This is a genomic window from Pseudomonas sp. NPDC088890, from assembly GCF_044900155.1.
GTDB classification, from domain to species: domain Bacteria; phylum Pseudomonadota; class Gammaproteobacteria; order Pseudomonadales; family Pseudomonadaceae; genus Aquipseudomonas; species Aquipseudomonas urmiensis.
The window spans coordinates 197,910-222,340 of the sequence record NZ_JBJDNG010000004.1; the positions used below are offsets into that span (position 1 = coordinate 197,910).

Annotated in this window: 21 protein-coding genes; 11 read left to right on the plus strand and 10 right to left on the minus strand. The window is 62.3% G+C overall.

Annotated features, from left to right (window positions below; genetic code table 11):
- Positions 1-277: 277 nt before the first annotated feature.
- Positions 278-1,825, minus strand: a complete 1,548-nt coding sequence (locus ACI2JX_RS11170) for an AmpG family muropeptide MFS transporter (protein WP_264236505.1) — start codon at positions 1,823-1,825, stop codon at positions 278-280.
- Positions 1,826-1,868: 43 nt separating this feature from the next.
- Positions 1,869-2,222, minus strand: coding sequence for an MGMT family protein (locus tag ACI2JX_RS11175; RefSeq protein ID WP_312152139.1), 354 nt, complete (start codon positions 2,220-2,222; stop codon positions 1,869-1,871).
- A gap of 153 nt (positions 2,223-2,375) precedes the next feature.
- Here ACI2JX_RS11175 and ACI2JX_RS11180 point away from each other — a divergent pair, with 153 nt between their 5' ends.
- From ACI2JX_RS11180 to groL, 5 genes are all read left to right on the plus strand, one after another.
- Positions 2,376-3,383 (plus strand): DUF481 domain-containing protein, encoded by a 1,008-nt coding sequence (locus tag ACI2JX_RS11180; RefSeq protein ID WP_186553889.1) that lies wholly within the window; start codon positions 2,376-2,378, stop codon positions 3,381-3,383.
- 134 nt (positions 3,384-3,517) lie between these two features.
- The gene (locus ACI2JX_RS11185; protein ID WP_404690083.1) at positions 3,518-4,249 is read left to right on the plus strand and encodes a HugZ family protein; all 732 of its coding nucleotides are present in this window, start codon (positions 3,518-3,520) and stop codon (positions 4,247-4,249) included.
- Positions 4,250-4,314: 65 nt separating this feature from the next.
- Entirely contained in the window at positions 4,315-4,776 is a 462-nt protein-coding gene (locus tag ACI2JX_RS11190; protein ID WP_186553891.1) for an FxsA family protein, read from the plus strand.
- A 259-nt stretch (positions 4,777-5,035) separates the two neighbouring features.
- Entirely contained in the window at positions 5,036-5,329 is a 294-nt protein-coding gene (locus ACI2JX_RS11195) for a co-chaperone GroES (protein WP_003260750.1), read from the plus strand.
- Positions 5,330-5,377: 48 nt separating this feature from the next.
- Positions 5,378-7,027 carry a chaperonin GroEL gene (gene groL / locus ACI2JX_RS11200; protein ID WP_404690084.1) on the plus strand — a complete coding sequence of 550 codons (1,650 nt, stop codon included), beginning with the start codon at positions 5,378-5,380 and terminating at the stop codon, positions 7,025-7,027.
- A gap of 193 nt (positions 7,028-7,220) precedes the next feature.
- Here groL and ACI2JX_RS11205 read toward each other — a convergent pair whose 3' ends face one another.
- Positions 7,221-7,949, minus strand: a complete 729-nt coding sequence (locus tag ACI2JX_RS11205; protein ID WP_404690085.1) for a phosphatase PAP2 family protein — start codon at positions 7,947-7,949, stop codon at positions 7,221-7,223.
- A 178-nt stretch (positions 7,950-8,127) separates the two neighbouring features.
- On the opposite strand from ACI2JX_RS11205, the gene colR reads away from it, so the two are divergent.
- From colR to ACI2JX_RS11230, 5 genes are all read left to right on the plus strand, one after another.
- Positions 8,128-8,811 (plus strand): two-component system response regulator ColR, encoded by a 684-nt coding sequence (colR, locus tag ACI2JX_RS11210; protein ID WP_186553893.1) that lies wholly within the window; start codon positions 8,128-8,130, stop codon positions 8,809-8,811.
- On the plus strand, positions 8,801-10,129 hold the full coding sequence (locus ACI2JX_RS11215) for a HAMP domain-containing sensor histidine kinase (protein ID WP_264236511.1): 1,329 nt from the start codon (positions 8,801-8,803) through the stop codon (positions 10,127-10,129). Before colR ends, ACI2JX_RS11215 begins: the two co-directional genes overlap by 11 nt.
- 114 nt (positions 10,130-10,243) lie before the next feature.
- Positions 10,244-10,924, plus strand: a complete 681-nt coding sequence (locus ACI2JX_RS11220; RefSeq protein ID WP_368973544.1) for a class I SAM-dependent methyltransferase — start codon at positions 10,244-10,246, stop codon at positions 10,922-10,924.
- Positions 10,925-10,930: 6 nt separating this feature from the next.
- The gene (locus tag ACI2JX_RS11225) at positions 10,931-11,632 is read left to right on the plus strand and encodes a lipopolysaccharide kinase InaA family protein (RefSeq protein ID WP_368973545.1); all 702 of its coding nucleotides are present in this window, start codon (positions 10,931-10,933) and stop codon (positions 11,630-11,632) included.
- Positions 11,629-11,856, plus strand: a complete 228-nt coding sequence (locus tag ACI2JX_RS11230) for a hypothetical protein (protein WP_186553897.1) — start codon at positions 11,629-11,631, stop codon at positions 11,854-11,856. Before ACI2JX_RS11225 ends, ACI2JX_RS11230 begins: the two co-directional genes overlap by 4 nt.
- A gap of 100 nt (positions 11,857-11,956) precedes the next feature.
- Here ACI2JX_RS11230 and ACI2JX_RS11235 read toward each other — a convergent pair whose 3' ends face one another.
- The 5 genes from ACI2JX_RS11235 to ACI2JX_RS11255 all read right to left on the minus strand — a co-directional run bounded on the left by ACI2JX_RS11235 (position 11,957) and on the right by ACI2JX_RS11255 (position 20,072).
- A complete protein-coding gene (locus tag ACI2JX_RS11235) occupies positions 11,957-15,010 on the minus strand; it encodes a multidrug efflux RND transporter permease subunit (RefSeq protein WP_264236514.1) in 3,054 nt (1,017 codons plus the stop codon).
- 10 nt (positions 15,011-15,020) lie between these two features.
- On the minus strand, positions 15,021-16,175 hold the full coding sequence (locus tag ACI2JX_RS11240; protein WP_404690086.1) for an efflux RND transporter periplasmic adaptor subunit: 1,155 nt from the start codon (positions 16,173-16,175) through the stop codon (positions 15,021-15,023).
- Between the two features lie 291 nt (positions 16,176-16,466).
- A complete protein-coding gene (locus ACI2JX_RS11245; RefSeq protein WP_264236516.1) occupies positions 16,467-17,564 on the minus strand; it encodes a DUF1513 domain-containing protein in 1,098 nt (365 codons plus the stop codon).
- A 2-nt stretch (positions 17,565-17,566) separates the two neighbouring features.
- Positions 17,567-18,631 (minus strand): imelysin family protein, encoded by a 1,065-nt coding sequence (locus ACI2JX_RS11250; protein ID WP_264236517.1) that lies wholly within the window; start codon positions 18,629-18,631, stop codon positions 17,567-17,569.
- 19 nt (positions 18,632-18,650) lie between these two features.
- The gene (locus tag ACI2JX_RS11255) at positions 18,651-20,072 is read right to left on the minus strand and encodes a di-heme oxidoredictase family protein (protein WP_404690087.1); all 1,422 of its coding nucleotides are present in this window, start codon (positions 20,070-20,072) and stop codon (positions 18,651-18,653) included.
- 173 nt (positions 20,073-20,245) lie between these two features.
- Between ACI2JX_RS11255 and ACI2JX_RS11260 the strand changes: the two genes are divergently transcribed.
- Positions 20,246-20,806 carry a hypothetical protein gene (locus ACI2JX_RS11260; protein WP_404690088.1) on the plus strand — a complete coding sequence of 187 codons (561 nt, stop codon included), beginning with the start codon at positions 20,246-20,248 and terminating at the stop codon, positions 20,804-20,806.
- 46 nt (positions 20,807-20,852) lie between these two features.
- Here the strand turns inward: ACI2JX_RS11260 and ACI2JX_RS11265 are convergent, their stop codons facing one another.
- On the minus strand, positions 20,853-22,190 hold the full coding sequence (locus ACI2JX_RS11265; RefSeq protein ID WP_404690089.1) for an imelysin family protein: 1,338 nt from the start codon (positions 22,188-22,190) through the stop codon (positions 20,853-20,855).
- A gap of 149 nt (positions 22,191-22,339) precedes the next feature.
- A complete protein-coding gene (locus ACI2JX_RS11270; RefSeq protein WP_186553906.1) occupies positions 22,340-24,391 on the minus strand; it encodes a bifunctional diguanylate cyclase/phosphodiesterase in 2,052 nt (683 codons plus the stop codon).
- Between the last annotated feature and the right edge of the window lie 40 nt (positions 24,392-24,431).

Below are 24,431 nucleotides of genomic sequence, written 5' to 3' on the forward strand. Positions count from 1 at the left end.
AGCCCTCAAGCTTTGCGCTGTGCCTGTGGGAGCGGGCTTGCCCGCGAAGAGGCCCGAACTACCAGCGCAGCCCTCAAGCTTTGCGCTGTGCCTGTGTGAGCGGGCTTGCCCGCGAAGAGGCCCGAACTACCAGCGCAGCCCTCAAGCTTTGCGCTGTGCCTGTGGGAGCGGGCTTGCCCGCGAAGAGGCCCGAACTACCTGCGCAGCCCTCAAGCTTTGCGCTGTGCCTGTGTGAGCGGGCTTGCCCGCGAAGAGGCCAGAACTACCAGCGCTGAACTCAAGGCTGCTCGGTAGCGGTGTTCTCGACAGGGGCCGGCTTGCCGCGCCCAGCCTCCTGACGCCACTGCAGGGCGATCAGGATCAAGGTCGGCACCCCCAGCAGTGCAGTGATCAGGAAGAAGTCGTGATAGCCGAACTTCTCCACCATCACCCCTGAGTAACCACCAATCAAGCGCGGCAACAGCAGCATGATCGAGCTGAGCAGCGCGTACTGGGTCGCCGAGAACTTCAAATTGGTCAGGCTGGACAGGTAGGCGACGAACGCCGAAGTGGCCATGCCGGAGCTGAAGTTATCCAGCGAAATAGTCACCACCAGCATTTCCAGGTTCGGCCCCATATCGGCCAGCATCAGGAACAGGATGTTGGTCGCCGCCGATGCCACGCCGCCGATGAACAGGATCGGCATGATGCCGAAACGCACGATCAGCAGCCCGCCAGCACCGGCGCCGAGCAGAGTCATGATCAGGCCGAAGATCTTGCTGACGCTGGCGATCTGGTCCTTGGTGAAGCCCATGTCGATGTAGAACACGTTGGCCATCACGCCCATCACCGTATCGGACATGCGATAGGTGGCGATCAGACCCAACAGCAGCAGCGCCTGCCAGCGATAACGCGCGATGAAGTCGTTGACCGGCGTCAGCACCGGTGCCAGGCCGCGGCGGCCCAGGGAAGACAGGCAGGCCCAGGTCAGCAGCACGTACAGCAGCAAACGCAGGAAGGCGCGGTCTTCGAGGAACAGGTCGAGTACGGTCGAGTCGCCGAACACTACGCTGGCCCAGTCGGTATTGAACAGCTGGGTGAAGCTGGCTGGGACCGATACCAGCAGGATGATCAGCACGAACACCGAAGCCAGCTGGTGGCCCAGGCCATAACGTGCGGCAGACAGTTGAGTGCGCAGCGGAACCGGTGGTTCACGCATCACCAGGGTAGTGAACACCGCCGGCAGCATGATCACGCCAAACAGCACGTAGGTGCCGGTCCAGGCCTGGTGCAGGTAGCTGAAGCCAGTGGAGCCAAACCACTCGGCGAAGAACAACGCACCGGCCGTGGCCAACAGCGCGGCGACCCGGTAACCGGCCATGTAGCTGGCGGCGAGGGCGGCTTGGCGCTGGTCATCGGCGATTTCCAGGCGATAGGCGTCGACGGCGATGTCCTGGGTAGCTGAAGCGAAGGCCACCAGCACCGCCAAGGCAATCAGCCACGACAGATGCTTTTGTGGGTCGCACAAGCCCATGCCGACCAGGCCGATCACCACCAGCACCTGCGATAGCAGCAGCCACGAGCGACGCCGGCCAAGGCCGCCGAGCAGTGGCAGGCGCCATTGGTCGAGCAGTGGCGACCAGACCCATTTGAAGGCGTAGGCAAGGCCGATCAGGCTGGCATAGCCGATGGTTTCGCGCGCCACACCGGCTTCGCGCAACCACACCGAAAGCGTTGAGAACACCAGCATGTACGGCAGGCCGGCGGCAAAGCCAAGCAGCAAGAGCACCAGGGTTGACGGGCTGGCATAGGCAGCGAGCGCAGCGCGCCAGGTTTTACGGGGCATGGGCCAACATCTGCCTCAAGTTTACGAAAACAAAGCGCGCACTCTAACCGCTGTGCTCCATTGGACGCCAGCCATGGCGCGTCATATCCACACGATTATTGGTTACATTGACCCCTTCCGCGCGCAGCCGGGCACGCTGTTCGTCGCCCGACGGGGTGCCCAGTGCCAAGCTCAGGCGCCCTCCGGCGCCGAGCACCCGGTGCCAGGGCAAACGGGTGTCCGCAGGCAACTGCCCAAGGGTACGCCCGACCCAACGCGCTGCTCGCCCTAACCCTGCCAACTCGGCCAGCTGGCCATAGCTGACGACCTTGCCCGAGGGAATCTGGCCCAGCACGGAATACAGTGCCATTCGTCGGGCATCGGCATCTTCCGCCGAAAGGCGCGAAACCCCTGACATCAGGCGAGCGCCGGGTGTGGCAGGCCAAACGGCGTGTAGGCCTGGTAAATGAGAGTTGAACTCAACGGCATGGGCTGGGTCTGTCCTTGCTCTAGTCGTGTGCATCTGGATAATGCCCGGCTTTTTTCGTCAAACCGAGCCCGTAGTCAGCTTATGTATTCTAGAACCTTGCTCTGCCTTATCGCCGCATCCCTGTGTACCCCTGTGTTGGCCGACACCGTCTGGATGAAGAACGGTGACAAGCTCAGTGGCAAGATCAAGGTCTTCGACGGCGGCAAGCTGCTGCTCGAGACGCCGTATGGTGGCTCCATCGCCCTGGACTGGAAACAGGTGCAGACGCTGGAGAGCGATCAGGAGATGCTAGTCAAGCAGGACGCCTACACGGGCGAGAAAGCCAAGTCGCTCAAGGCCGCCGAGCCAGGCAAGGTCACCCTGGCCAACGGCGATGCGCCCAAGACCGTCGATCTGGCCAGCATCGAGCAGATCATGAAGCCGCGACCTTTGGTCGAAGACTTCCTGTGGAAGGGCAATGTTGACCTGGCCATGGACTACAAGCGCGCCGAGAACGACACCGACGACTACGACGTCAGCTTCAAGACTACCGCCCGCCACGGCCGCTGGCGGCACAACGCCGAAGGCGAGTACAACCGCGAAACCAAGGACGACGTCACCACCACCAACAATTGGAGCGCCGAGTACGCGCTGGATCGTTTCCTCACCGAGAAATGGTTCTGGCAGGGCCGTCTGGAATACAAGCGTGACCACATCGAAGACCTGGCCCGCCAGCGTACCGTGGGTACCGGCCCGGGTTACCAGTTCTGGGATGACGAGCTGGGCGCGTTCTCGCTCGGCTCGCTGATCAACCGCACGGACTACCAATACCGTGATGGCGGCAAGGACAACTTCTATTCGGCGGCAGTCAAGTGGGACTACACCCGCTACCTGATCGGCAAGAACGTCCAGCTGTTCACCAATGGCGAGCTGGGCAAGCCGCTGGGTGGGGTCGCCGACTACTCGCTGGATGCCGAGATCGGCCTGCGCTACAAGGTTACCGAGTGGGCCTCGCTGAACCTCAAGGCCGAGAAGGACATGATCCAGGGTACCCGTGACAGCGATCTGGACAAAACCCGCTATACCGCAGGCTTTGGCGTTACCTGGTAAAAGCAGTTGCTAGCGGTAAGCTACAAGCGGCAAGCAGAGCGGACGTACGGACCTTTAACCGGCGTCGCTGGCTTGCTTTTTCTTGCCGCTTGTAGCTTATAGCTTGCAGCTGATTTTCTTCAGGAGCCTCTTTCGTGAGTACCAACGCCCTTCGCCCCGCCCGGGAACTGCTGCTCAAGGAATACCGCGGCGTGCTCTCGACCCATTCCAAGTCCATGCCCGGCTACCCGTTCGGTTCCGTCGTGCCGTACTGCCTGGACGCCGAAGGCCATCCGCTGATCCTCATCAGCCGCATCGCCCAACACACCCACAACCTGCAAAAAGACCCCAAGTGCTCGCTGCTGGTCGGTGAGCGCGACGCCGAGGATGTGCAGGCCGTTGGCCGCCTGACGGTCATGGCCGAGGCGCACAAGCTCACCGATGAAGCGGCCATCGACGCGGCGGCCGAGCGTTACTACCGCTACTTCCCGGAAGCCGCCAACTACCACAAGGCCCATGACTTCGATTTCTGGGTGCTGCAGCCGGTGCGCCACCGCTACATCGGCGGCTTCGGTGCGATCCACTGGCTCGACCAGGTCACCCTGGCCAACACCTTCGCCGGCAAGGCCGAAGCGAGCATGATCGAGCACATGAACAGCGACCATGCCAACGCCATCGCCCACTACGTCGAACTGAGCGACTTGCCACGCACGCCAGCGGCGCACATGGTCGGTATCGACAGCGAGGGGATGCACCTGCGCATCGGCCAGGCGGTTTACTGGCTGCCATTCCCAAGCACTTGCAATACGCCGACACAAGTTCGCGAAGCCCTGGTTTTGCTGGCGCGCGCCGACAACTGGCCATCTGCGACACACGTCGAGGGTTGAAAAAGCGAGCACACGCATCCATTTGAGGTCTTACTGGAAGGTTGTCTTCCGTCGAGGAACCCTTGATGCGTGTTTTCCTACTGCTGTTTCTGATTTTTCCGGTGCTGGAGCTGTTCGTCTTCGTCAAAGTCAGCGCCGCCATCGGTTTCTTCCCGGCGCTGCTGCTGATCATCGCCGGTTCCGCCCTGGGTGTGCTGGTGATGCGTGTGGCCGGCTTGGCCACCGCCCTGCGTGCCCGTGAGAGCCTGCAGCGCGGCGAGCTGCCCGCCGAGGACATGTTCCAGGGCATGATGCTGGCGGTCGGTGGTGGCCTGTTGCTCATCCCAGGTTTCATCAGCGACGTGCTCGGCCTGATCTGCCTGCTGCCGTTCACCCGTCACCTGGCGGCGCGCAAGCTGCGTCAGCGTGCCGAGGCCCAGGCCATGCGCCAGCGAGCCTTCCAGGACGATCCGTTCAATGCCCGTCCGCCAGAAGGCGCCCACCGTCCTAACGTCATCGAAGGCGAGTACGAGCGGCGCGACAAGTAATTGTTGCAAGCCTTTACCCAACGGCCCCGAAAGGGGCCGTTGTGCGTTTTGCGATAAGCCTATGAAATATTTTCCAGGGCAAGCCTTGTAATTGTTTCCAGCGACCTCATGTATGTGGTCACCGCAAGGTTTCTGGTGGAAACGCCAGACAAGACTCAGGGGTTTGCCTGATGCAGGCCCCTCCCGGCAACGCCGGAATGCCTCAACCCGCCGGTGTCGATACCGGCCGATGAAAACCACAATTTGGGAGAGATCGACAATGAAGCTTCGTCCTCTGCATGACCGCGTAGTCATCCGTCGCAGCGAAGAAGAATCGAAAACCGCTGGCGGTATCGTCCTGCCGGGTTCGGCCGCTGAAAAACCAAACCGCGGTGAAGTTGTTGCCGTCGGCACCGGTCGCATCCTGGACAACGGCGAAGTTCGCGCGCTGGCCGTGAAAGTGGGTGACAAAGTGGTTTTCGGCCCTTACTCGGGCAGCAACACCGTGAAAGTCGATGGCGAAGACCTGCTGGTAATGGCTGAGAACGAGATTCTCGCCGTTATCGAAGGCTGATTTCCCCGATTTCCCGTTACTCCAAAGAATTCCAAGGATTAAACGATCATGGCTGCTAAAGACGTAAAATTCGGCGATTCCGCCCGTAAGAAAATGCTCGTTGGTGTCAACGTTCTGGCTGACGCTGTTAAAGCGACCCTCGGCCCGAAAGGCCGTAACGTTGTTCTGGCCAAGAGCTTCGGCGCGCCAACCATCACCAAAGACGGTGTTTCGGTTGCCAAGGAAATCGAACTGAAAGACGCCTTTGAAAACATGGGCGCCCAGCTGGTCAAGGAAGTTGCTTCCAAGGCCAACGATGCTGCCGGTGACGGCACCACCACCGCTACCGTTCTGGCTCAGGCCATCGTCAACGAAGGCCTCAAGGCCGTCGCTGCCGGCATGAACCCGATGGATCTGAAGCGCGGTATCGACAAGGCCACCGCCGCTGTTGTCGCCGAGCTGAAGAACCTGTCCAAGCCATGCGCCGACTCCAAGGCCATCGCTCAGGTAGGCACCATCTCCGCCAACTCCGACACCTCCATCGGTGAAATCATCGCCGAAGCCATGGAAAAAGTCGGTAAAGAAGGCGTGATCACCGTTGAAGAAGGCTCGGGCCTGGAAAACGAACTGTCTGTCGTAGAAGGCATGCAGTTCGACCGCGGCTACCTGTCGCCTTACTTCGTCAACAAGCCAGACACCATGGTTGCCGAGCTCGAAGGCCCGCTGCTGCTGCTGGTCGACAAGAAGATCTCCAACATCCGTGAGCTGCTGCCAGTTCTGGAAGCCGTTGCCAAGGCCGGCCGTCCGCTGCTGATCGTTGCTGAAGACGTTGAAGGCGAAGCGCTGGCTACCCTGGTAGTCAACAACATGCGCGGCATCGTCAAGGTTGCTGCGGTCAAGGCTCCTGGCTTCGGCGATCGCCGCAAGGCCATGCTGCAAGACATCGCCGTTCTGACTGGCGGTACCGTCATCTCCGAAGAGATTGGTCTGTCCCTGGAGTCGGCTACCCTGGAGCACCTGGGTAACGCCAAGCGCGTCATCCTGTCCAAGGAAAATACCACCATCATCGACGGCGCTGGTGTCGATGCTGACATCGAAGCACGCGTCAAGCAGATCCGTGCCCAGATCGAAGAGACTTCCTCCGACTACGACCGTGAGAAGCTGCAAGAGCGTCTGGCCAAGCTGGCTGGCGGTGTTGCCGTGATCAAGGTCGGTGCTGGCACCGAAGTTGAAATGAAAGAGAAGAAAGCCCGCGTTGAAGACGCCCTGCACGCTACCCGTGCAGCCGTTGAAGAAGGCGTGGTGCCTGGCGGTGGTGTTGCCCTGGTACGTGCCCTGGCAGCCATTGTCGACCTCAAAGGCGACAACGAAGACCAGAACGTCGGTATCGCCCTGCTGCGCCGCGCTGTTGAATCGCCGCTGCGCCAGATCACTGCCAACGCCGGCGACGAGCCAAGCGTTGTCGCTGACAAGGTCAAGCAAGGTTCGGGTAACTTCGGTTACAACGCCGCTACCGGCGAATACGGCGACATGATCGAGATGGGCATCCTTGACCCAGCCAAGGTCACTCGCTCGGCGCTGCAAGCTGCAGCTTCGATCGGCGGTCTGATGATCACCACCGAGGCGATGGTTGCCGATGCTCCTCAGGAAGCTGCTGCTGGCGGCATGCCTGACATGGGCGGCATGGGTGGCATGGGCGGCATGGGCGGCATGATGTAAGTCAGCCTTACCCCCTCGCTGTAACGAGAAGCCCCGCCTAGTGCGGGGCTTTTTGTTTTTTGTGTCGAGATATCAAGGCCGCTTTGCGCCCATCGCAGCGGTTCGGCGCTGCGACGAGCCGTCTTCTACAGACAGCCTGTCCCTGTAGGCGCTGGCTCGCCTGCGATGGGCCGCAAAGCGGCCCCAAACCTGCTCAGGCGACGCTATTCTGCCCGACCGGCACGCAAGCCACTCCCCGGCGATACAACACCAAGTAATAACAGCCCAAACCAATTAGCCAGCAGAACACCGCCGTCCACACGTTGTGCGAGAAAAAATGCGCCCCCTGCAACATCCGCCCCAATGACAACACCACGCCGGTCGTGGTCGCCACCAGCAACGCCGCTCGCGCCATGCGCGGGCGCCGGTCACGCAGCACGAAGAACAGCGCAAACAAGCTGAACCCAGTCGCCGCATGCCCACCCGGCCAGCACATCCCCGGTTTGTCGGTCGCAGGGCGTGCCTCCAGCAGCTTGCTGTAGGTTTCCTTACCGCCAAACTGGCTCAGGCTCCATGGGCACTGCACCGCCGTCAGCTGCTTGAGCGGGGTGACGAAACTGGTCGAAAGCGCCAGCGACAGCACCAGGCAGCCGAGCTCACGGCGCCAGGCAAACAGGCGCGGCCAGACCAAGCTGGCGATGAAGGCGAGCACCGCCAGCAAGCCCAAGCCGATCACCGCCTGCTTGACCCGATCGTGCAGGATGGTTTCCAGCCAATAGCTATGGCGGCCGATGAACTGCCCCGCGCCCGGGTCGAAGGCCAGTGTGGCCAGGTCCATGTCCAATGAGGTCAATTCAAGCAGCAACAGGCCCGCAGCGATGGCCAGCGGGATGCCCAGGTACAGCCAAAGATTGAGCGGGCGAGGTCGAGCGGCTGAATGCATGGTGGCTCCAGGAGCGAAAGAGATCGGCCATTGTCTGCTCACCGCTATCTTGAGCGGGTGAAGGTTCGGTGAAAAAAGCGTCGGCATCGACGATATCCCCGCAAGGCTGGCGCCCGGCCATTGATGGCCGTAAGCTGCGCCTGCCGCGCACTGCGAAAGCGCCGCACAGGAGACCCCGATGCGCATTCTTTTGGTTGAAGACAACCGCGATATTCTTGCCAATCTGGCCGATTACCTCGGCATGAAGGGCTACACCGTCGATTGTGCCCAGGATGGTTTGTCTGGCCTGCACCTGGCCGCGACCGAGCACTACGACCTGATCGTGCTCGACATCATGCTGCCCGGCATCGATGGCTACACCCTGTGCAAGCGCCTGCGCGAGGATGCCCGTCGCGACACGCCGGTGATCATGCTCACCGCTCGCGATCAACTGGATGACCGCCTGCAGGGCTTTCGCTCCGGTGCCGACGACTACCTGCTCAAGCCGTTCGCGTTGTCGGAGCTGGCCGCGCGCATCGAAGCGGTGCTGCGCCGCAGCCAAGGGGGAGGGCGCCGCACGTTGCAGGTCGCCGACCTCAGCTATGACCTGGACACCCTCGAAGTCACCCGCCAGGGCCGCTTGCTCAAACTCAACCCGGTGGGCCTCAAGCTGCTCGCGGTACTGATGCAGAAGAGCCCGCACGTGCTGCGCCGCGAAGTGCTGGAAGAAGCCCTGTGGGGCGATGACTGCCCCGACAGTGACAGCCTGCGCAGCCATGTCCACCAGCTGCGCCAAGTGATCGACAAACCTTTCGACAAACCGTTGCTGCATACCGTCCACGGCGTCGGCTATCGCCTCGCCGAGGGTCGCGATGGAGTTTAAGCAAAGCCTTGCCCAGCGCATCATCATCGCCTTTGCCTTGATGAGCGCCCTGGTGGCCGGGGCCTTCGCCTTCGGTATCGTCGCCACCGTGCACCTGGTCGAAGAACGGCTGATCTCTGCCGTGCTCGGCGGTGACCTGCAGCGCCTGCTGCGCATGGACAGCGTCAGTGACTGGAGCCACCGGCCACGCCCGGACCAGCTGTTCTACTTCAGTGGCGGGCGCGACGATTTCGAGTTGCCCAAGGACTTGCGCCACCTCAACGCTGGTTTCCATGAAGTGTTCCGCGATCAGTTGTCTTACCACGCCATGGTCGAGGTAGTGGACGGTCGTCACTACGTGCTGTTGCAGGACCAGAGTGATTTCGAAGAGCGCGAGCGGGTGCTGTTCGCGGTGGTGGTAGTGGGTTTCGTGCTCAGCCTGGTGCTGGCGGTGATCCTCGGCTGGCTGCTGGCCCGGCGCGTGATGGCCCCGGTAATCCGCCTGGCGCGCCAGGTTCGCCATCGCGATCAGTTGCTCGGCCTGGCGCCGCCTTTGGCCCCGGACTATGCCGCGGACGAGGTTGGCCAGTTGGCGGTGGCCTTCGATGACACCCTGGGCCGGTTGCGCGATGCGTTGACCCGCGAGCGGCTATTCACCAGTGACGTCAGCCATGAGTTGCGCACGCCACTGATGGTGCTGGCCACTTCTTGCGAGCTGCTGATGGAAAACCCCGGCCTGGACAGCCGCGCGCGTAACCAGGTGGAGCGCATCGCCCGCGCCACCGAGGAGATGCGTGAGCTGGTCAAGACCTTCCTGATGCTCGCCCGCGCCCAGCGCGATGAAGGCGCGGTCGCCTCCAAGGCGACTTTGCGTGAGGTGGCCGACGATCTGATCGGCGTCTGGCGCGATACCGTCGAGCAAAAGGGCCTGACCCTGTACTACGACGGCCGGGTCAGCGCCAGCCCGGTGCTGTACAACGCCACCTTCCTGCAATCGGTGATGGGCAACCTGCTGCGCAACGCGGCGCACTACACCGACAGTGGCTACATCCGCCTGAGCCTGGAGGCTAACGGTTTCAGTGTCGAGGACAGCGGTGTGGGTATCCCGGAAGAGCAGCGCGAAGCGATGTTCCGCCCCTTCGTGCGTGGCGATGAGCGCCGCGGCGAGGGTCTGGGCCTGGGCCTGTCACTGGTGCAGCGGATCTGTGACGACCAGGGCTGGCGGGTCACCCTGAGCGCGACCTTGCCACACGGGTGTCGCTTCCAGGTCGACCTCAGTCAGGGCGCGCCAGCGCCGGAAGCGGGCACGCTGATCGGCCAAGAGCCCTCTACCAAGTAATTAGTAACTTCTTGCAAAACTTGTGGAAAAGTCCGACAGATTTTTCACATTGGCATGACCTGATTCCAACGCGCGCTTACCTAAGGTGAGCGCACTGGAGTCTGGAGATGCCCAATGCGTAGCCCCATCAAACTCGAATTTTCCGAGAAGTACGACCAGCAACACGCCCGTGACTACTTCCTCAAGCACCAGGATGGCTTGGCTCGTCGCCTGTCTCACCAGCGTGATGAGCAATTGGCGCGGCGCGCCCTGGCACTGGCGGGCGACCCTGGCCTGGTGCTCGACCTGCCCTGCGGCGCTGGCCGCTTCTGGCCGCTGCTGGCGGAAAAGGCCAATCGGGTAATCATTGGCGCCGACAACTCCGAAGCGATGATCGAGACAGCCTGTGCCGCGCAACCGCCAGAGGTGGTGGCGCGGGTACGGCCCTTGCAGACTTCAGCCTTTGCCATCGATCTGCCGGACAACGCCGTGGACAGCATCTTCTGCATGCGCCTGTTCCACCACATCGGCGAAGCGGCCCATCGCCAGACCATTCTCTCGGAGTTTCATCGGGTTAGCCGCGACAGCGTAATCCTGTCGCTGTGGGTTGATGGCAACTTCAAAGCCTGGCGGCGCAAAAAGCTCGAGCAGCGTCGTAGCGCCAAAGCGGAGCAGGGCAGTTACCAAAACCGCTTCGTGTTACCCGCTGACACAGTCGAGCAAGAATTTTTGGCTGCCGGCTTTAGAATTCAGGAACGTCTGGACTTCCTGCCGTTCTACGCCATGTGGCGAGTTTACGTATTACGCAAGGGGTAGGTATTCATGGCGGTAGCCCAGGGTCGCGGTTCGCAGTTCGATTACTACTGGCAACAGCAGGGTGAGTGGGTCGAGGAACCCAATCAGCGGCGCGGCGGCGAAAGCGGCGTGCAGCGGCTGAACGACGCAAGCGGGCAGTTGCTGTACGCCAAGCGCCAGGTCGGGCACCTCTATCGCAGCCTGCTGCATCCGTTTGGTCGGCCAACGGTGCTGCGCGAGCAGGACGCCTTGCACAGCTTCGAACAACTGGGTGTACGCGTGCCGCGCATCGTCTACTGCGGTGCTCAACGCGATGGCGATCACCAGTGGCGTGCGCTGTTGGTCAGCGAAGCGCTGGATGGCTTTGTCGATCTGGATACCTGGCATGCCGAGGGCGCGCGGCAGCGCTATCCGCAGGTGGTGCACGAACGCATGCTCAAGGATTTGGCCGACAATCTGGCGCGCATGCACCTGGGCCATTGGCAGCATGGCTGCCTGTACGGCAAGCATGTATTCATCAAGATCAGTGGCGAGGGCGAGCAAGCCCGCGCTGAAGTCGCGTTGCTCGATTTGGAGAAGTGCCGGCGGCGCATCAGTCGCCAGCGTGCAGCGCTGAATGACCTGGGTCAGCTACGCCGCCATTCGTCACTCAACGAGGCAGAGTGGCAAACACTGCTCTATTTTTACCAGATGGCGTTTGGCAGCGCTGTCAAAGGGTTAGAGCAATGAAACTAGAAATAGCTCGAGCTTTGTTTCTGGTGGGCGCATTGGTGGTGACGACGGCAGCCGCGGCTGCCTGGGACGAACCGGGCCCAACGGTATTCAGCAAAGCTGATCAGGCAGGGCAGTGCGCTCTGCCGCGTGTGGCAAAACAGCAAGCCGTGGCGCAGCCAGACAATGATCTGCTGCTGTTCCTGTTCGGCTTGCGTCAAGGGTTGCGGCCGTTCGGCTGACAATATCCGAGTCATTCATTCCCTGTAAGAGCTGGCGAAGCCTGCGACGGGCTGCATGGCAGCCCCAATCCGCTAGCGAGGGCTTCGCCAGTCTCCACGACTACCTCTCGATCACCGTCTGCTGTTCCCCTGCAATCGTCTTGTGCGCCAGCAAGGTATAGATGCAGGGCAACACAAACAGGGTAAACAGTGTCCCGATCGACATCCCGGTTGCGATCACCATGCCGATATCGAAGCGGCTCACCGCCCCGGCGCCTGTCGCAAGAATCAGTGGCACCATGCCAAATACCATCGCGGCGGTGGTCATCAGCACCGGGCGCAAGCGAATCGCTGCCGCCTCTTCAATCGCCTCGCGCCTGTCCAGGCCCTTTTCTTCACGCAATTGATTGGCGAATTCGACGATCAAAATGCCGTGCTTGGTGATCAACCCGATCAGCGTCACCAAACCCACCTGGGTGTAGATGTTCATGCTCGACACCCCCAAAAACAACGGTAGCAACGCCCCGCAGATCGACAGCGGCACGGTCACCAGGATCACCAGCGGATCGCGGAAACTCTCGAACTGCGCCGCCAGCACCAGGAAGATGATCGCCAGCGCCAGGCCAAAGGTTACCCACAGCGCGGTGCCTTCCTGGACGAACTGCCGCGCAACTCCGGCATAGTCGAAAGAGAAGCCTTCCGGCGCCTCTTCGCGGGCGATCTGCTGCACGGTTGCCAGCGCCTCTCCCATGCTGACCATCGGCACGCCCTGGATCATCGCCGAGTTCAGCTGCTGGAACTGGTTGAGCTGGCGCGGGCGGGCGCGGTCGCTGAGGGTGATCAGGGTCGACAGCGGCAGTAGTTGGCCCTGGTCGTTCTTCACGTAGTAGTTGTTCAGCCAGCCTGGGTTATCGCGGTACGGCCGCTCGACCTGGGCGATAACCTTGTAGCTGCGCCCTTCCAGGGTAAAGCGGTTGATCTCGGCTTCGCCCAGCAGGGTCGCCAGGGTACCGCCGAGCACGTCCATCGATACGCCCATCTGCGCCGCTTTGGCCCGGTCGATGTCGACCACCACTTCAGGCTTGTCGAATGCCAGGTCGATATCGAGGAAGGCGAACTTGCCCGAGGCCTGGGCACGTTCCTTGACCCGCTGGGCGACTTCCAGCAGGGCGGGGTAATCGCCAGCGCTGTTGATCACGAATTGGAACGGCAGACCCTCGCCGGTGCCCGGCAGCGAGGGCAGGTTGAAGCCAAAGATCTGCAGGCCGCCGATCTCTTCGAGCTTGGCTTGGACCAGCGGCAGTAACTCCATCTGGCTGCGTTCGCGCTCATTCCACGGCTTGAGCAAAAAGCCGCCGATGCCGCTCTGTACCCCATTGAAACCGTTGATCTGGAACGAGGAGTAATACTCGGGGAAGCTCTTGAAGATCGTGGTGAATTCGTCGGTGTAGGCGTTCAGGTAATCCAGGTTGGCCGGCTGCGGCGAGCTGCTCATCATGAAGATAACCCCCTGGTCTTCGTTGGGCGCCAGTTCACTCTGGGTGAATTTCAGCAGGACCGGGATCAGGCACAGGATGATCACGGCGAACACCAGCACCACCGGCCGGCTGTTGAGGGTGCCGTGCAGCAGACGCTGGTAGCGAACCTTGAGCCCTTCGAACAGCACATCCAGGCGATGGGCCAGGCCGCTGGGGTTCTGCTCGTGACGCAGCAACAGTGCGCACATCATCGGCGACAGGGTCAGGGCGACAACGCCGGAGATGATTACCGCACCCGCCAGGGTCAGGGCGAACTCCTTGAACAGGGCGCCGGTCAGTCCTTGCAGAAAGCCAATCGGCGCATACACGGCGGCCAGGGTGATGGTCATCGACACCACCGGCATGGCGATTTCGCGGGCGCCCTCCAGGGCTGCATCGAAGGGCGACTTGCCCTCTTCGATATGGCGGTGGATGTTTTCCACCACGACGATGGCATCGTCCACCACCAGGCCGATGGCCAGCACCATCGCCAGCAGCGTGAGCAAATTCAGCGAATAGCCCATCATCTGCATGAAAAACAATACGCCGATCATCGACAGCGGAATGGTGATGACCGGGATCAACACCGAACGCAGCGCGCCGAGGAACAGGAACACCACGACGATGACGATCAGCACCGCCTCGCCAAGGGTCTTGATCACTTCATCGATCGAGGCCTGGATGAACAGCGTGGCGTCATAGGCGATGGACACCTTCAGGCTTGCCGGCAACTGGCTCTCCAGCTCTGGCATGATCCGCCGCACTTCCTTGATCACCTCCAGCGGGTTGGCCGCAGGCGTGGCCTTGATGCCGATGTACACCGATGGCGTGCCATCGAACGAGCTGACCGTGTCGTAGTTTTCCGCGCCCATTTCGACGCGCGCGACGTCGCCCAGCAACACCCGGGTATCGCCCTCGGTCTTGAGCGGCAGGGCGGCGAAGGCTTCCGGCGATTTCAGTTCGGTGGTGGCGTTGATGCTGGTCACCACGTATTCGCCTTTGACCTCACCGGCAGCGGAAAGGAAGTTGTAGCGGCGCACCGCCGCGGTCACATCGTTGGCCGAGAGGCCGAAGCCTGCCAGCTTGACCGGGTCGATCCAGATGCGCATGGCGAACACCTGGTTGCCGAGGATCTCGGCTTCAGCCATGCCTGGCAGGGTGGCCAGCTTGGGCTGGATCACCCGCGACAGATAATCGGTGATTTGCGGGTTGCTCATCTGCTCGCTGTAGAAGCTGATGTACATCAGCGCCGAAGCGTCGGCGGCTTCTTTGCTCAGCACCGGGTCTTCGGATTCTTGCGGCAGCTTGTTGCGCACTTCGTTGGCCTTGGCCAACAGCTCGGTGAACAGCCGGTCGCTGTTGGCGCCAATACGCGCGTAGATGGAGATGATCGAGAAGTTCTGGCGGCTCACCGAGGTCATGTAGTCGATGCCTTCGGCGCTGGCCAGGCTCTGCTGCAGCGGCTGGGTGATGTAGCCCTGGATGGTTTCGGCGTTGGCTCCGGGGTAGGCGGTGGTCACCGTGATCAGGGCGTTTTCCATCTGCGGGTACTGGCGGATCTGCAGCTTGCTCCAGGCCTGGAAACCCAGCAGCAGGATCAGCAAGCTGACCACGCTGGCCAACACCGGGCGGCGGATGAACGGATCGGTGAACGCCATGCCAGCCTCCTCAGTCCGCGCGCTGCGCGTTGGGTGAGTTTTGCCGCTGCAGGGCGTGGTCGGGGGCAATCCGGATCGACGCGCCCGAGGTCAGTTTCAGTTGCCCGGCACTGACCACCTGATCGCCCGCCTTGAGTCCTTGGCTGATCACCACCACGCCGTCGCGGCGCTCGCCGGTTTGTACCGTGCGCTGCTCGGCGATCAGCACGGGTTGGCCTTCTGCGTTGGTTTCTGGCTGGCCGTCCTTGTCCTTCTTGGCGCTAACGACGTACACCGAATTGCCATACAGCGTGTAGGTAATCGCGCTTTCCGGCACCACCACTTGCGGGCGTGGATCAGGCAGCAGGATCAGCAGATTGGCGAACATCCCCGGCAGCAGCTTGCGCTCGGGGTTGGCCAGGGTGGCGCGCACCAGCAGGTTGCGCGTGCTTTCCTCGACCTTGGGGTTGATCGCGCTGAGGCTGGCTGGGAAGGTCTGTCCGGGGAAGGCGCCCACCTGTACCAGTACCTGCTGGCCGAGGCTCAGCTGCGGCAGGGCTTGTTCGGGCACGTTGAAGTCGACGTAGAGGCTGGATACATCTTGCAAGGTGGCGATCACCGTGCCGCTGGCGAGGAAGTCGCCGACATCCACCTGGCGAATGCCGATGGTGCCGCTGAACGGCGCCTTGATGCTCTTTTTCGCCAGCGATGCCTTGAGCTGGTCGACCACGGCCTGGTTGCGTCGATACTGCGCAGTCAAGCGGTCGAACTCACCGCGGGAGATGGCCTGGTCGCCGACCAGTTGGCTGCCGCGGCCGAAGTCCACCTTGGCCAGCCCCAGGTCAGCCTGGGCGGTGCCCAGCAGCGCGGTTTCGGCGTCGCTGTCCAGTTGCAGCAGCAATTGCCCGGCCTTGACCTGTTGGCCGGAGTCGAAGTGCAGCGACTTGACCGTGCCAGCCACTTCCAGGCTCAGGTCGACGCCCTGCAAGGCCTTGAGACTGCCGACAGCGGGCAGTCGCTGTTGCCACTGGCGCTGCTCGGCGGTCGCGGCGGCCACGCTGATCGGTGGCTTGGGCGCGGTGAATACCTGGATCTGGTTGTAGATCGAGAAGGCCTTGATGCCCCCCAGGATCAATACAATCAGCAGCACGACGGCCAACATGATCAGCATGCGGCGGCGCAGCATAAGTCCGGTTCCTTGGATGCGTGGTTGTTATAGGTATGGCACGACCACGGGCGATCCTGCCCACGTGCGGATGGGAAGAGTATTGCCTGTTTTCAGAAAAGTGGGAAAGGGGGGGGGAAGAGACAGGTGGCTGGGTAGGTTTTCAAGACCTGAAGTGGGGCTGCTTTGCAGCCCTTCGCGGGCAAGCCCGCTCCCACAGAGGCCGCGCCTCTCTGAACCTGTGGGAGCGGGCTTGCCCGCGAAGGGCCGCAAAGCGGCCCCACTATCTCAGTGCTTAGCACACAAAAGAGATCAGGCCAGATGCAGGTGGTTATCCCAGAACCCCGAAGGCAGTTCCATCGGCTGGCCGATCAAGTCTTGCTTGCGACAGTCATAGAAGCGGCAGCGCCCCTGCCCGGAGGTGACGACAAAACCATCTTTTACCGCCCCCACCCCAGCACAATCGGGCATCGGTGCATCAAGCCTGACCTGGGCACTGTCCAGATCCCAGATAAACAAGCGGTTGGCACGCGGCGCAGTCAGCGCCACCAGGCGTAAATCATTGTGGATGGCCACGCTGGCGGTGTACTGGGCCATGGCCTGCAACTGCCGCTCGGGCACCGGGAAGGCCTTGAACGGCTCACCCGGGCGCTTGATCGCCAGCAGTTCGGCAGTTTCATCGGCATCGCCCATGAACTGCTGGCAGGCGACCACCGTACCATCGTCCGCAATGGCCAGGTGACGCACGCTGTTCATCTGCTGGGCAAGGGTTTCCTTGCTCAGCAGGGTGCCGTCGCGCTGCATCAGGACCAGACTCGGCTCCATCGCGTTGAGGTTCATTTCTACCCGGCTTTCGGCCTCGGTGCGGATTCCGCCATTGGCCACCACCAGGGTTTCGCCGTCGGGTAGCCAGGCCAGCTCATGCGGGCCGATTCCGTGAGTGGGGATCTCGCCCGTATGCACCAGCCGTTCACCTTCGAAGCGATAGACGCCAAGCACGCCACGTCCTGGGTCTGTGGTGTCGTTCTCGGTGGCATACAACCACTCGCCGCTGTTATGGATCACCGCGTGGCCATAGAAGTGGCGGTTCGGTTGCGAGCGGATGGTTTGCAGCAGGCGCCCGTCACGCAGGTCGACCAGGTAGCTTTCGGTACCTGGGCGGCGGGCGACGAACAGGGCGATCGGCAGCTCGGGGTGGTTGATGATGGCGTGGCAACGCTGGCCCACTTCGGTGGCGAACACTTGGCTGCCGTCCAGCCGGTAGCCGACGGCATAGTGCTTGCCGTCAGCGTCGTCACGCGCCGACAGCAGCAGCGGTTCGCTGCCTTTGTTGCGCAACAGGCTCCAACCGCCCAAGGTCAGGGCGCTGAGCAGGAGGCTACCGAGTTTGAGGGCCTGGCGTCGCAGCATGATCAGTCACCATCGTTGGCATTGAAGCCCAGCTGGATGTTCAACGCCTTGGCCAGCTCGCCTTCATGCAGGCGGTGCACCACGTTGAGGCTGTCGTAGATCTGGTTGAGCGTCTGTTTGCCGGCATCGTCGGCCAGCAGCTCGCCCAGGGTCTTGTGGTTGTCGGCCAGCAGTTTGACCGAGCTTGCGTAGGCGTCGTCGATCTTCTGCGCCAGGGCGCTCTGGTCTTTGCCAAGCAGGCCGCGCAGGCCTTGATTGTCGACCCCGACCCACACCGCTTGGGCGGCTTTGAGGCTGGCTTCCAGGCTTTTCAGCGAAGAGTGGCTACGCCAGGCTTCGGCTTGCAGCGGCTGGGCGATGCCCTTGCTCTGGCGGCCCATGGGTGCGCCGAGCTTCTTCTTCAGGGTATCCAGGGCGGTGACCTGGGCGCGCAGCAGATCGGCGATCGCTTCGTGCGAGTCAGCGTAGCGTTGGTTAGGGAACTTGGTCATCTGCGAGAGCATGCCGTCGGTGCTGTTCCAGCCCTTGAGGATCTCTTCGGCCAGGGCCTTCTGGTGCTCGCCAATGGCCACCAGCAGCGGGCAGTAGCGGGCCTTCTGCTCAGGCGTGGCGACGTCTGGCTTGCTGTCGAAGAGGATGTACTCGTAGGCCGACAGACCGCGTACCACTACGCTGGCCTTGCCCAGGCTCTGGGCGTCGATTGGCTTGTCGGCGTTGACCAGCTGCTCGACCTGACGGCCGACCAGGTTTTTCTTGTCGGGCCAGAACTGCACCTGCCAGGGGCGGTTACCCTCGGCCAGTGGGCCGACCAGCAGCGGTTGCAGCTCGGCCCAGGCTTTCTGCGCGTTGAGGAAATCGGCGCGGGCGGCGTCCAGCGAGGTTTTGCCTTCGCAGTAGGCCAGGGCACTGGCGGCCAACTGGCGGTCGGCTTCGACCCAGCGGCTGTAGGTCGGCAGGATCACCTGCTTGGCGATGGCAGCGGAGGTCACCGCTTGTGGGTCTTGCGGCGAGCAAGCACCCAAGGCGAGTGCGGCGAGGCTGGTGAACAACAGTTTGGGTCGGAACATGCCCGGCTCCTTGCGCGTTTTAAAGAGAATTCAGGAACGCCAGCAGCGCGGCGCGCTGCTCGGCATTGAAGGTCAGGACCTGGTCGCGCGCCGCCTGCGCTTCGCCGCCGTGCCAGAGCACTGCTTCGAGCAGGTTGCGGGCACGGCCATCGTGCAGCAATTGGCTGTGGCCGCTGACCGCTGCGGTCAGGCCAACGCCCCACAGCGGTGGGGTGCGCCAGTCTTGGCCGCCAGCGGCGAATTCGCTGCGGTCGTCGGCCAGCCCCGGGCCCATGTCGTGCAGCAACAGGTCGCTGTAGGGGCGGATCAGCTGGTTGGCCAGTTCAGGCTCGGCGGCATCGGCGGCGGTGGTGAACTGCGGCGTGTGGCAGCTTTGGCAGCCCGCCTGGAAGAACAGGTTCTTGCCGGCCAGCACCGGCGGCGCAGCCACGTCGCGCCGCGCTGGCACGCCGAGGTTACGGGTATAGAAGGTGACCAGGCGCAGGATGTTGTCGCTGACTTCCTTCTCGCCGTCGGCACCATCGCCATTCGGCGCGGCCAGGCAGTCGAGTTGGGCAGGTGTGCAGTCATCGTGCGGCAGCAGGGTAGTGGTCAGGCCCATGTCACCGGCAAAGGCGTGAACGTTCTGCTGGTTGACGTTGGGCTGGCCGGCCTTCCAGCCGAATCGGCCGAGCACGGTCTTGCCTTGGGCATCATCCCAGACCTGATTGGCCCGCCCGCGAATGCCGTCGCCATTGCGATCGTCCGGGTCGGCGTTAGCCAGGATGGCCGCCTCCGGGATGGCTTCGAGCAGGCCCAGGCCGATCATCGGCGGTGCTACGCGGGCGGAGAAGCGGGTATCGGCATGCATCGGCCCATAACCGAGTTGGCTGATTTGCAACTGCGGCCGGCGTAGCTCGACGCTGTAGCCATCGGCAAAGCGGACCGTCTCGCTGCTGTAGGTCACGCGCACCTTGCCTTCCGGGGTCACGCCGGGGATGGCCATGTCTTGCAGTTGAGTGCCGTAGGTCGGCTCCGGCACCACGCCCAGGCGCTGGATTTCCTGGGCGTAGGCAGGTTGGTCAGGAATCGACAAACGCACCAGCATCGACACCGCATTGCTGGCACCCGGCTCGGGCGGATGTCCGCGTCCGTCACGCACATGGCAGTTCTGGCAGGCGTTGGTATTGAACAGCGGGCCGAGGCCATCACGCGCGGTGGTGGTGGCGGGGGCGATCACCCAGGGGTTACGGAAAAAACTGTTGCCAACGGCAAAGTCCAGCCGACGCTCCGGCGAGAGGTTGGCCGAAGGCAGGGAAAAGGCATTGCGGTCGCTGCGCAGGACCGTCGCCTTGCCGCCAGACAGGGCCTCACCGGGCTCGGCCTGGGTGAAACGCGGGGCGTCGTCACAGGCGGCCAGGGCAGTAGCCAGTAGCAGGGGGCTTAGGCGGAGCAAGGACATCAACGATCCTGGGCTTGGGCAAAAAACCGGCGTGCAAGCTTAGCAGGCTAGGGGTGTTTGAATAAGAGCAATTTGCAACTACTGGATGAAATCGTTGTCAGTTACCGCGCCGGTTTGTGGGACGGTTCTTAAATTCGCGAAGGACTTGCGCGGCGATCCGGGCCGAGATCGACATGGGCTCCAAGGCGATCGATGCCTTGGAAAGCCAGCCGCCGCAGAGTATTCGTGATGAGTTCGAAGCCATCCTGCTGGCGCCGGATGACATGGCCACACTGCCACTTACCGAGGCGCTATACGAGCTGGCTGATCGGCAATGGCATACCTACAGCTTGCTCGATGAGGCGCTGAAGGGGCGGCTGGAACAGTTGCTCATCAGTCGCTGGCGGGATGATCTTGAGATCACCGAGAACCTGTTGTCGATAGTGTCTCGACTGGGCTTGGGGGGGGGTGGGAATTTCTTCTGGGGCTCGATAAGCAGCGGATTTCAGCTGCAACCCGCGAGGCGATCGACGATGCCGTGGCGGAGATGGCTGACAGCATTGTCGATCCCTACAACGGGATGCGCTAGGGCCACCAAACGACAACGCCCGGTATATACGAATTGGGGCCGCTTTGCGGCCCTTCGCGGGCAAGCCCGCTCCCACAGGGATTGCGTCGACCTTCAGGTAAACGCTTCCTCTGTGGGAGCGGGCTTGCCCGCGAAGGGCTGCAAAGCAGCCCCGATTCTTAATTGACTGGTCGGCCCGAAGGCCGCCATTTTGATGAGCCAGGATCAGCCGATCAGAATTCGTGATCAGCGGTATCCGGGTTCAGGTTGGCAATGCCCAGCTTGCCGGCAGCCTGCTCGATCGCGCCGGTCTGCTTGACCAGCGAGGCGATGGCGTCACGCACGATCTGGTTGCCGGCAGCGTTGTCGGCGGCGATCAGCTGATCGTAGTGCTCGCCCTTGAGCGCGTGGTCAACGATGACCTGGATCTTGGCCTCGGTGGCCTCCAGGTCAGCCTTGAGGGTGGCGTCAGCGGCCGGGTCGACCTTGGCCACCAGCGACGACAGGCTCGGGCCGGTCAGCTTGCTGCCATCGACTCGGGTGTACTCGCCCAGGTAGACGTTGCGGATACCCTTGGCGTCGTAGAAGTGCGAGTAGTGGGTGTTGTCGCTGAAGCAGTCGTGCTCGTCTTCAGGCGAGTTGGCTTCCAGGGAGACCTTCATGCGCTCGCCGGCCAGTTCACCCAGCGACAGGCTGCCCATGCCGAACAGCATCTTGCGCACGCCGTCGTTGACCGGCTCGGCTTCAAGCTTGGCGCGGTAGTTGTCGGCGACGTTCGGTGCCCAGTTGCCAACCATCTCTTCGAGGTCTTTGACCAGCAGGTCGGTGACCGCTTTGAGGTAGGCACGGCGACGCTCGTTGTGACCGCCAGTGGCGCCTTTGCCTTCCAGGTAGTCGGTCGCTGGGCGGTTGCCCGCGCCTGGGCCGGTGCCGTTGAGATCCTGGCCCCAGAGCAGGAATTCGATGGCGTGGTAGCCGGTGGCGACGTTGGCTTCCGAACCGCCCAGCTCATTGAGGCTGGCGAGCTTCTCGGGGGTGATGTCCTTGACGTCGATCTTGTCTTCGCCGACCTGGATCTCGGTGTTGGCGATGATGTTGGCGCTGGCGGCTGGGTTACCCAGGGCGTGCTCGTAGCTCTTGTCGACGTAGTCGATCAGGCCTTCGTCCAGCGGCCAGGCGTTAACTTGGCCTTCCCAGTCGTCGATGATGGTGTTGCCAAAGCGGAACGCCTCGCTCTGCAGGTAAGGCACGCGCGAGGCGGCCCAGGCGTCTTTGGCCGCTTTCAGGGTTTCATCGTTAGGCTTGGCCAGGAACGCGTCGATGGCGCTATGCAGGGTCTTGGCGGTGCTCAGCGAGTCGCTGTACACGGCATGGACCAGCTCGGCGTAGTGCTTGACCACGGCCTTGCCGGCGGCTTCGTCGATCGCCCCAGGCGCCGCAGCAGCGGTGCTGGCGGCAGCAGGTGCCTGGGCTTGCGGTGCGGCAGCCTTGTCGTCCTTGCCTTCGCCGCAACCGGCGAGAGCGATGGCGATGGCCAGCAGACTGGCGGAGGCCAGAGGCATTCGAATCATTATTGGTTTCCCTGCGTCGTGTGGTTGGACTGCGCGGCGTGGCACGCGAAACCGCAACATCATGCGAAAGATTTGCATTTGCTGTAAAGGGGTGGGCACGCAATTCATGCAAATGCCCGTTGCCAGGGCATTCTCAGCAGTGGCAAGGGTTACAGCGCCGACACCTGATTGCGTTGCGCCTGGCGCAGGAAGGCGGTGAGCTCCCGGGCCGACAACGGTTTGCTGTAGTGATAGCCCTGACCTTCATGACAACCCTGGGCAATGATGTAGGTCTCTTGTTCGGCGGTCTCCACGCCTTCGGCGATCACCTGCATGCCCAGGCTCTTGCCCAGCTGGATGATGGCGCGAACGATGGTCGCGTCGTCATCGTCATCGAGCAGGTCCTGGACGAAGCTCTTGTCGATCTTGATCTTGTCCAGCGGCAGCGATTTCAAATAGCTGAGCGAGGAATAACCCGTACCGAAGTCGTCGATGGCGATCAGCGCGCCGGAGCGGCGCAGGCTCAGCAGGTGCTGGGCGGCGGTGCTGATGTCTTCCATCAGGCCGGTCTCGGTGACTTCCAGCTCCAGGCTGCGCGGTGGCAGGCGGTAGGCCTGCAGCAGGTTGTTGACCACCCGCGGCAGCTCATTGTGGTGCAGCTGCACGGTCGACAGGTTGACCGCCATGCGCAATTCGCTGAAGCCCAGGTCGTGCCATTCACGCAGCTGCCGGCAGGCTTGGTCGAGCACCCATTCGCCGATGCTGATGATGTTGCCGTTCTGCTCGGCCAGTGGGATGAACTGATCCGGCGGGACCATGCCCAGTTCCGGGTGCTGCCAGCGCAGCAGCGCTTCGACGCCGACCACGCGATGATCGCGATAGCTGATCTGCGGCTGGTAGACCAGGTACAGCTGGTTGCGCGGCAGCGCTTCACGCAGGTCTTTTTCCAGCTCGCGGCGCCGACGCATCTCGCTGTCGACGCTGGCGATGTAGAACTGGTAGCGGTTGCGCGAGCGGGCCTTGGCCAGGGTCATGGTCTGCTCGGCTTTTTGCAGCAGCTTCTCGGTGCTGTCACCGTCTTCCGGGAACAGGGTGATGCCGATGGTCGCGCGCAGGCGGATTTCCTGCAGGTCGACGGCGAACGGCGCTTCCAGATCATCGAGGATGCTCTGGGCCAGCTCGGCCGCTTCATAGGGCTGCTCGATATTGGCCTGGACCAGGGCGAATTGATCGCCACCCAAGCGCGCCAGGGCGCCAAGGCGGCCGCTGTGGGCGCGCAGACGGTCGGCCAGGGCCAGCAGCAACTGGTCGCCGACCTGGTAGTTGAATTGCTCGTTGATGCTTTTGAAGTCGTCCAGGCCCACGCACAGTACCGCCACGCGCCGTTGCAGGCGGCCGCCATCGACGAGGATCTGGTCGAGCTGCTGTTGCAACTGCTGGCGGTTGGGCAGACCGGTGAGGAAGTCGTACTGGGCCATGCGTTGCAGGCTGTTTTCGGCTTCGTGGCGCAGATGCGTGTTGCGTTCGATCGACGCCAGCAGCTGGTTGGCAGTATTGACCCACAGCCCCAGTTCGTTGCGTTCATGACCCTTGATCAATGGAATCTGATGCTGGCTGGGGCGGTCGGGGTTGATCTGGGTGAGGTGTTCGATGATTTTCGACAACGGCTTGGTCAGCAGCCAGTGATAGACCAGGTACAGCACCAGGCCCATGGCCAGCGCGCGCAGCACCCCGGAGATGAAGATGATCACTGCGTTGATCAGAAAATCTTCGCCATAGGCGGCGGTGTCGAGGGTAATGCTCAGGTCGCCGTAGTATTCGCTATAGGGGCCGCGGCCGACCAGTTGAGTGGTGTAGGTGCGTTCCTGGCCGAGAAACAGGTCGGTCAGCCAGCGCATGGACATGTCCTGCAGCGGCCGGGATTTTTCCGCCAGCATGGTTTCGTTGGGGTGGCCGATAGAGGCCATGCGCACCGACTCGTCCTGGAACAGGCCTTCCATGACCTGCATGCCCATTTCCCGGTCGAGGCTATACACAGCCTGGGTCGACGGGTCGCGGAACATGTCGAGGATGCGCTGGGCATCATTGTTCACGGCCTGGCGGGTCTTGTAGGTGTCGTAGACGATCTGCGCACAGCTCAGAACCACGCCGACCGCCAGTGCGCAAAGCAGCACGACCCTGAGCAACTTGACCGATAAGCTGTTGCGAAATTCCAGCTTCAATGGGGTTTCCTTAATCCATGCGCATGCCACTATTTTGCCA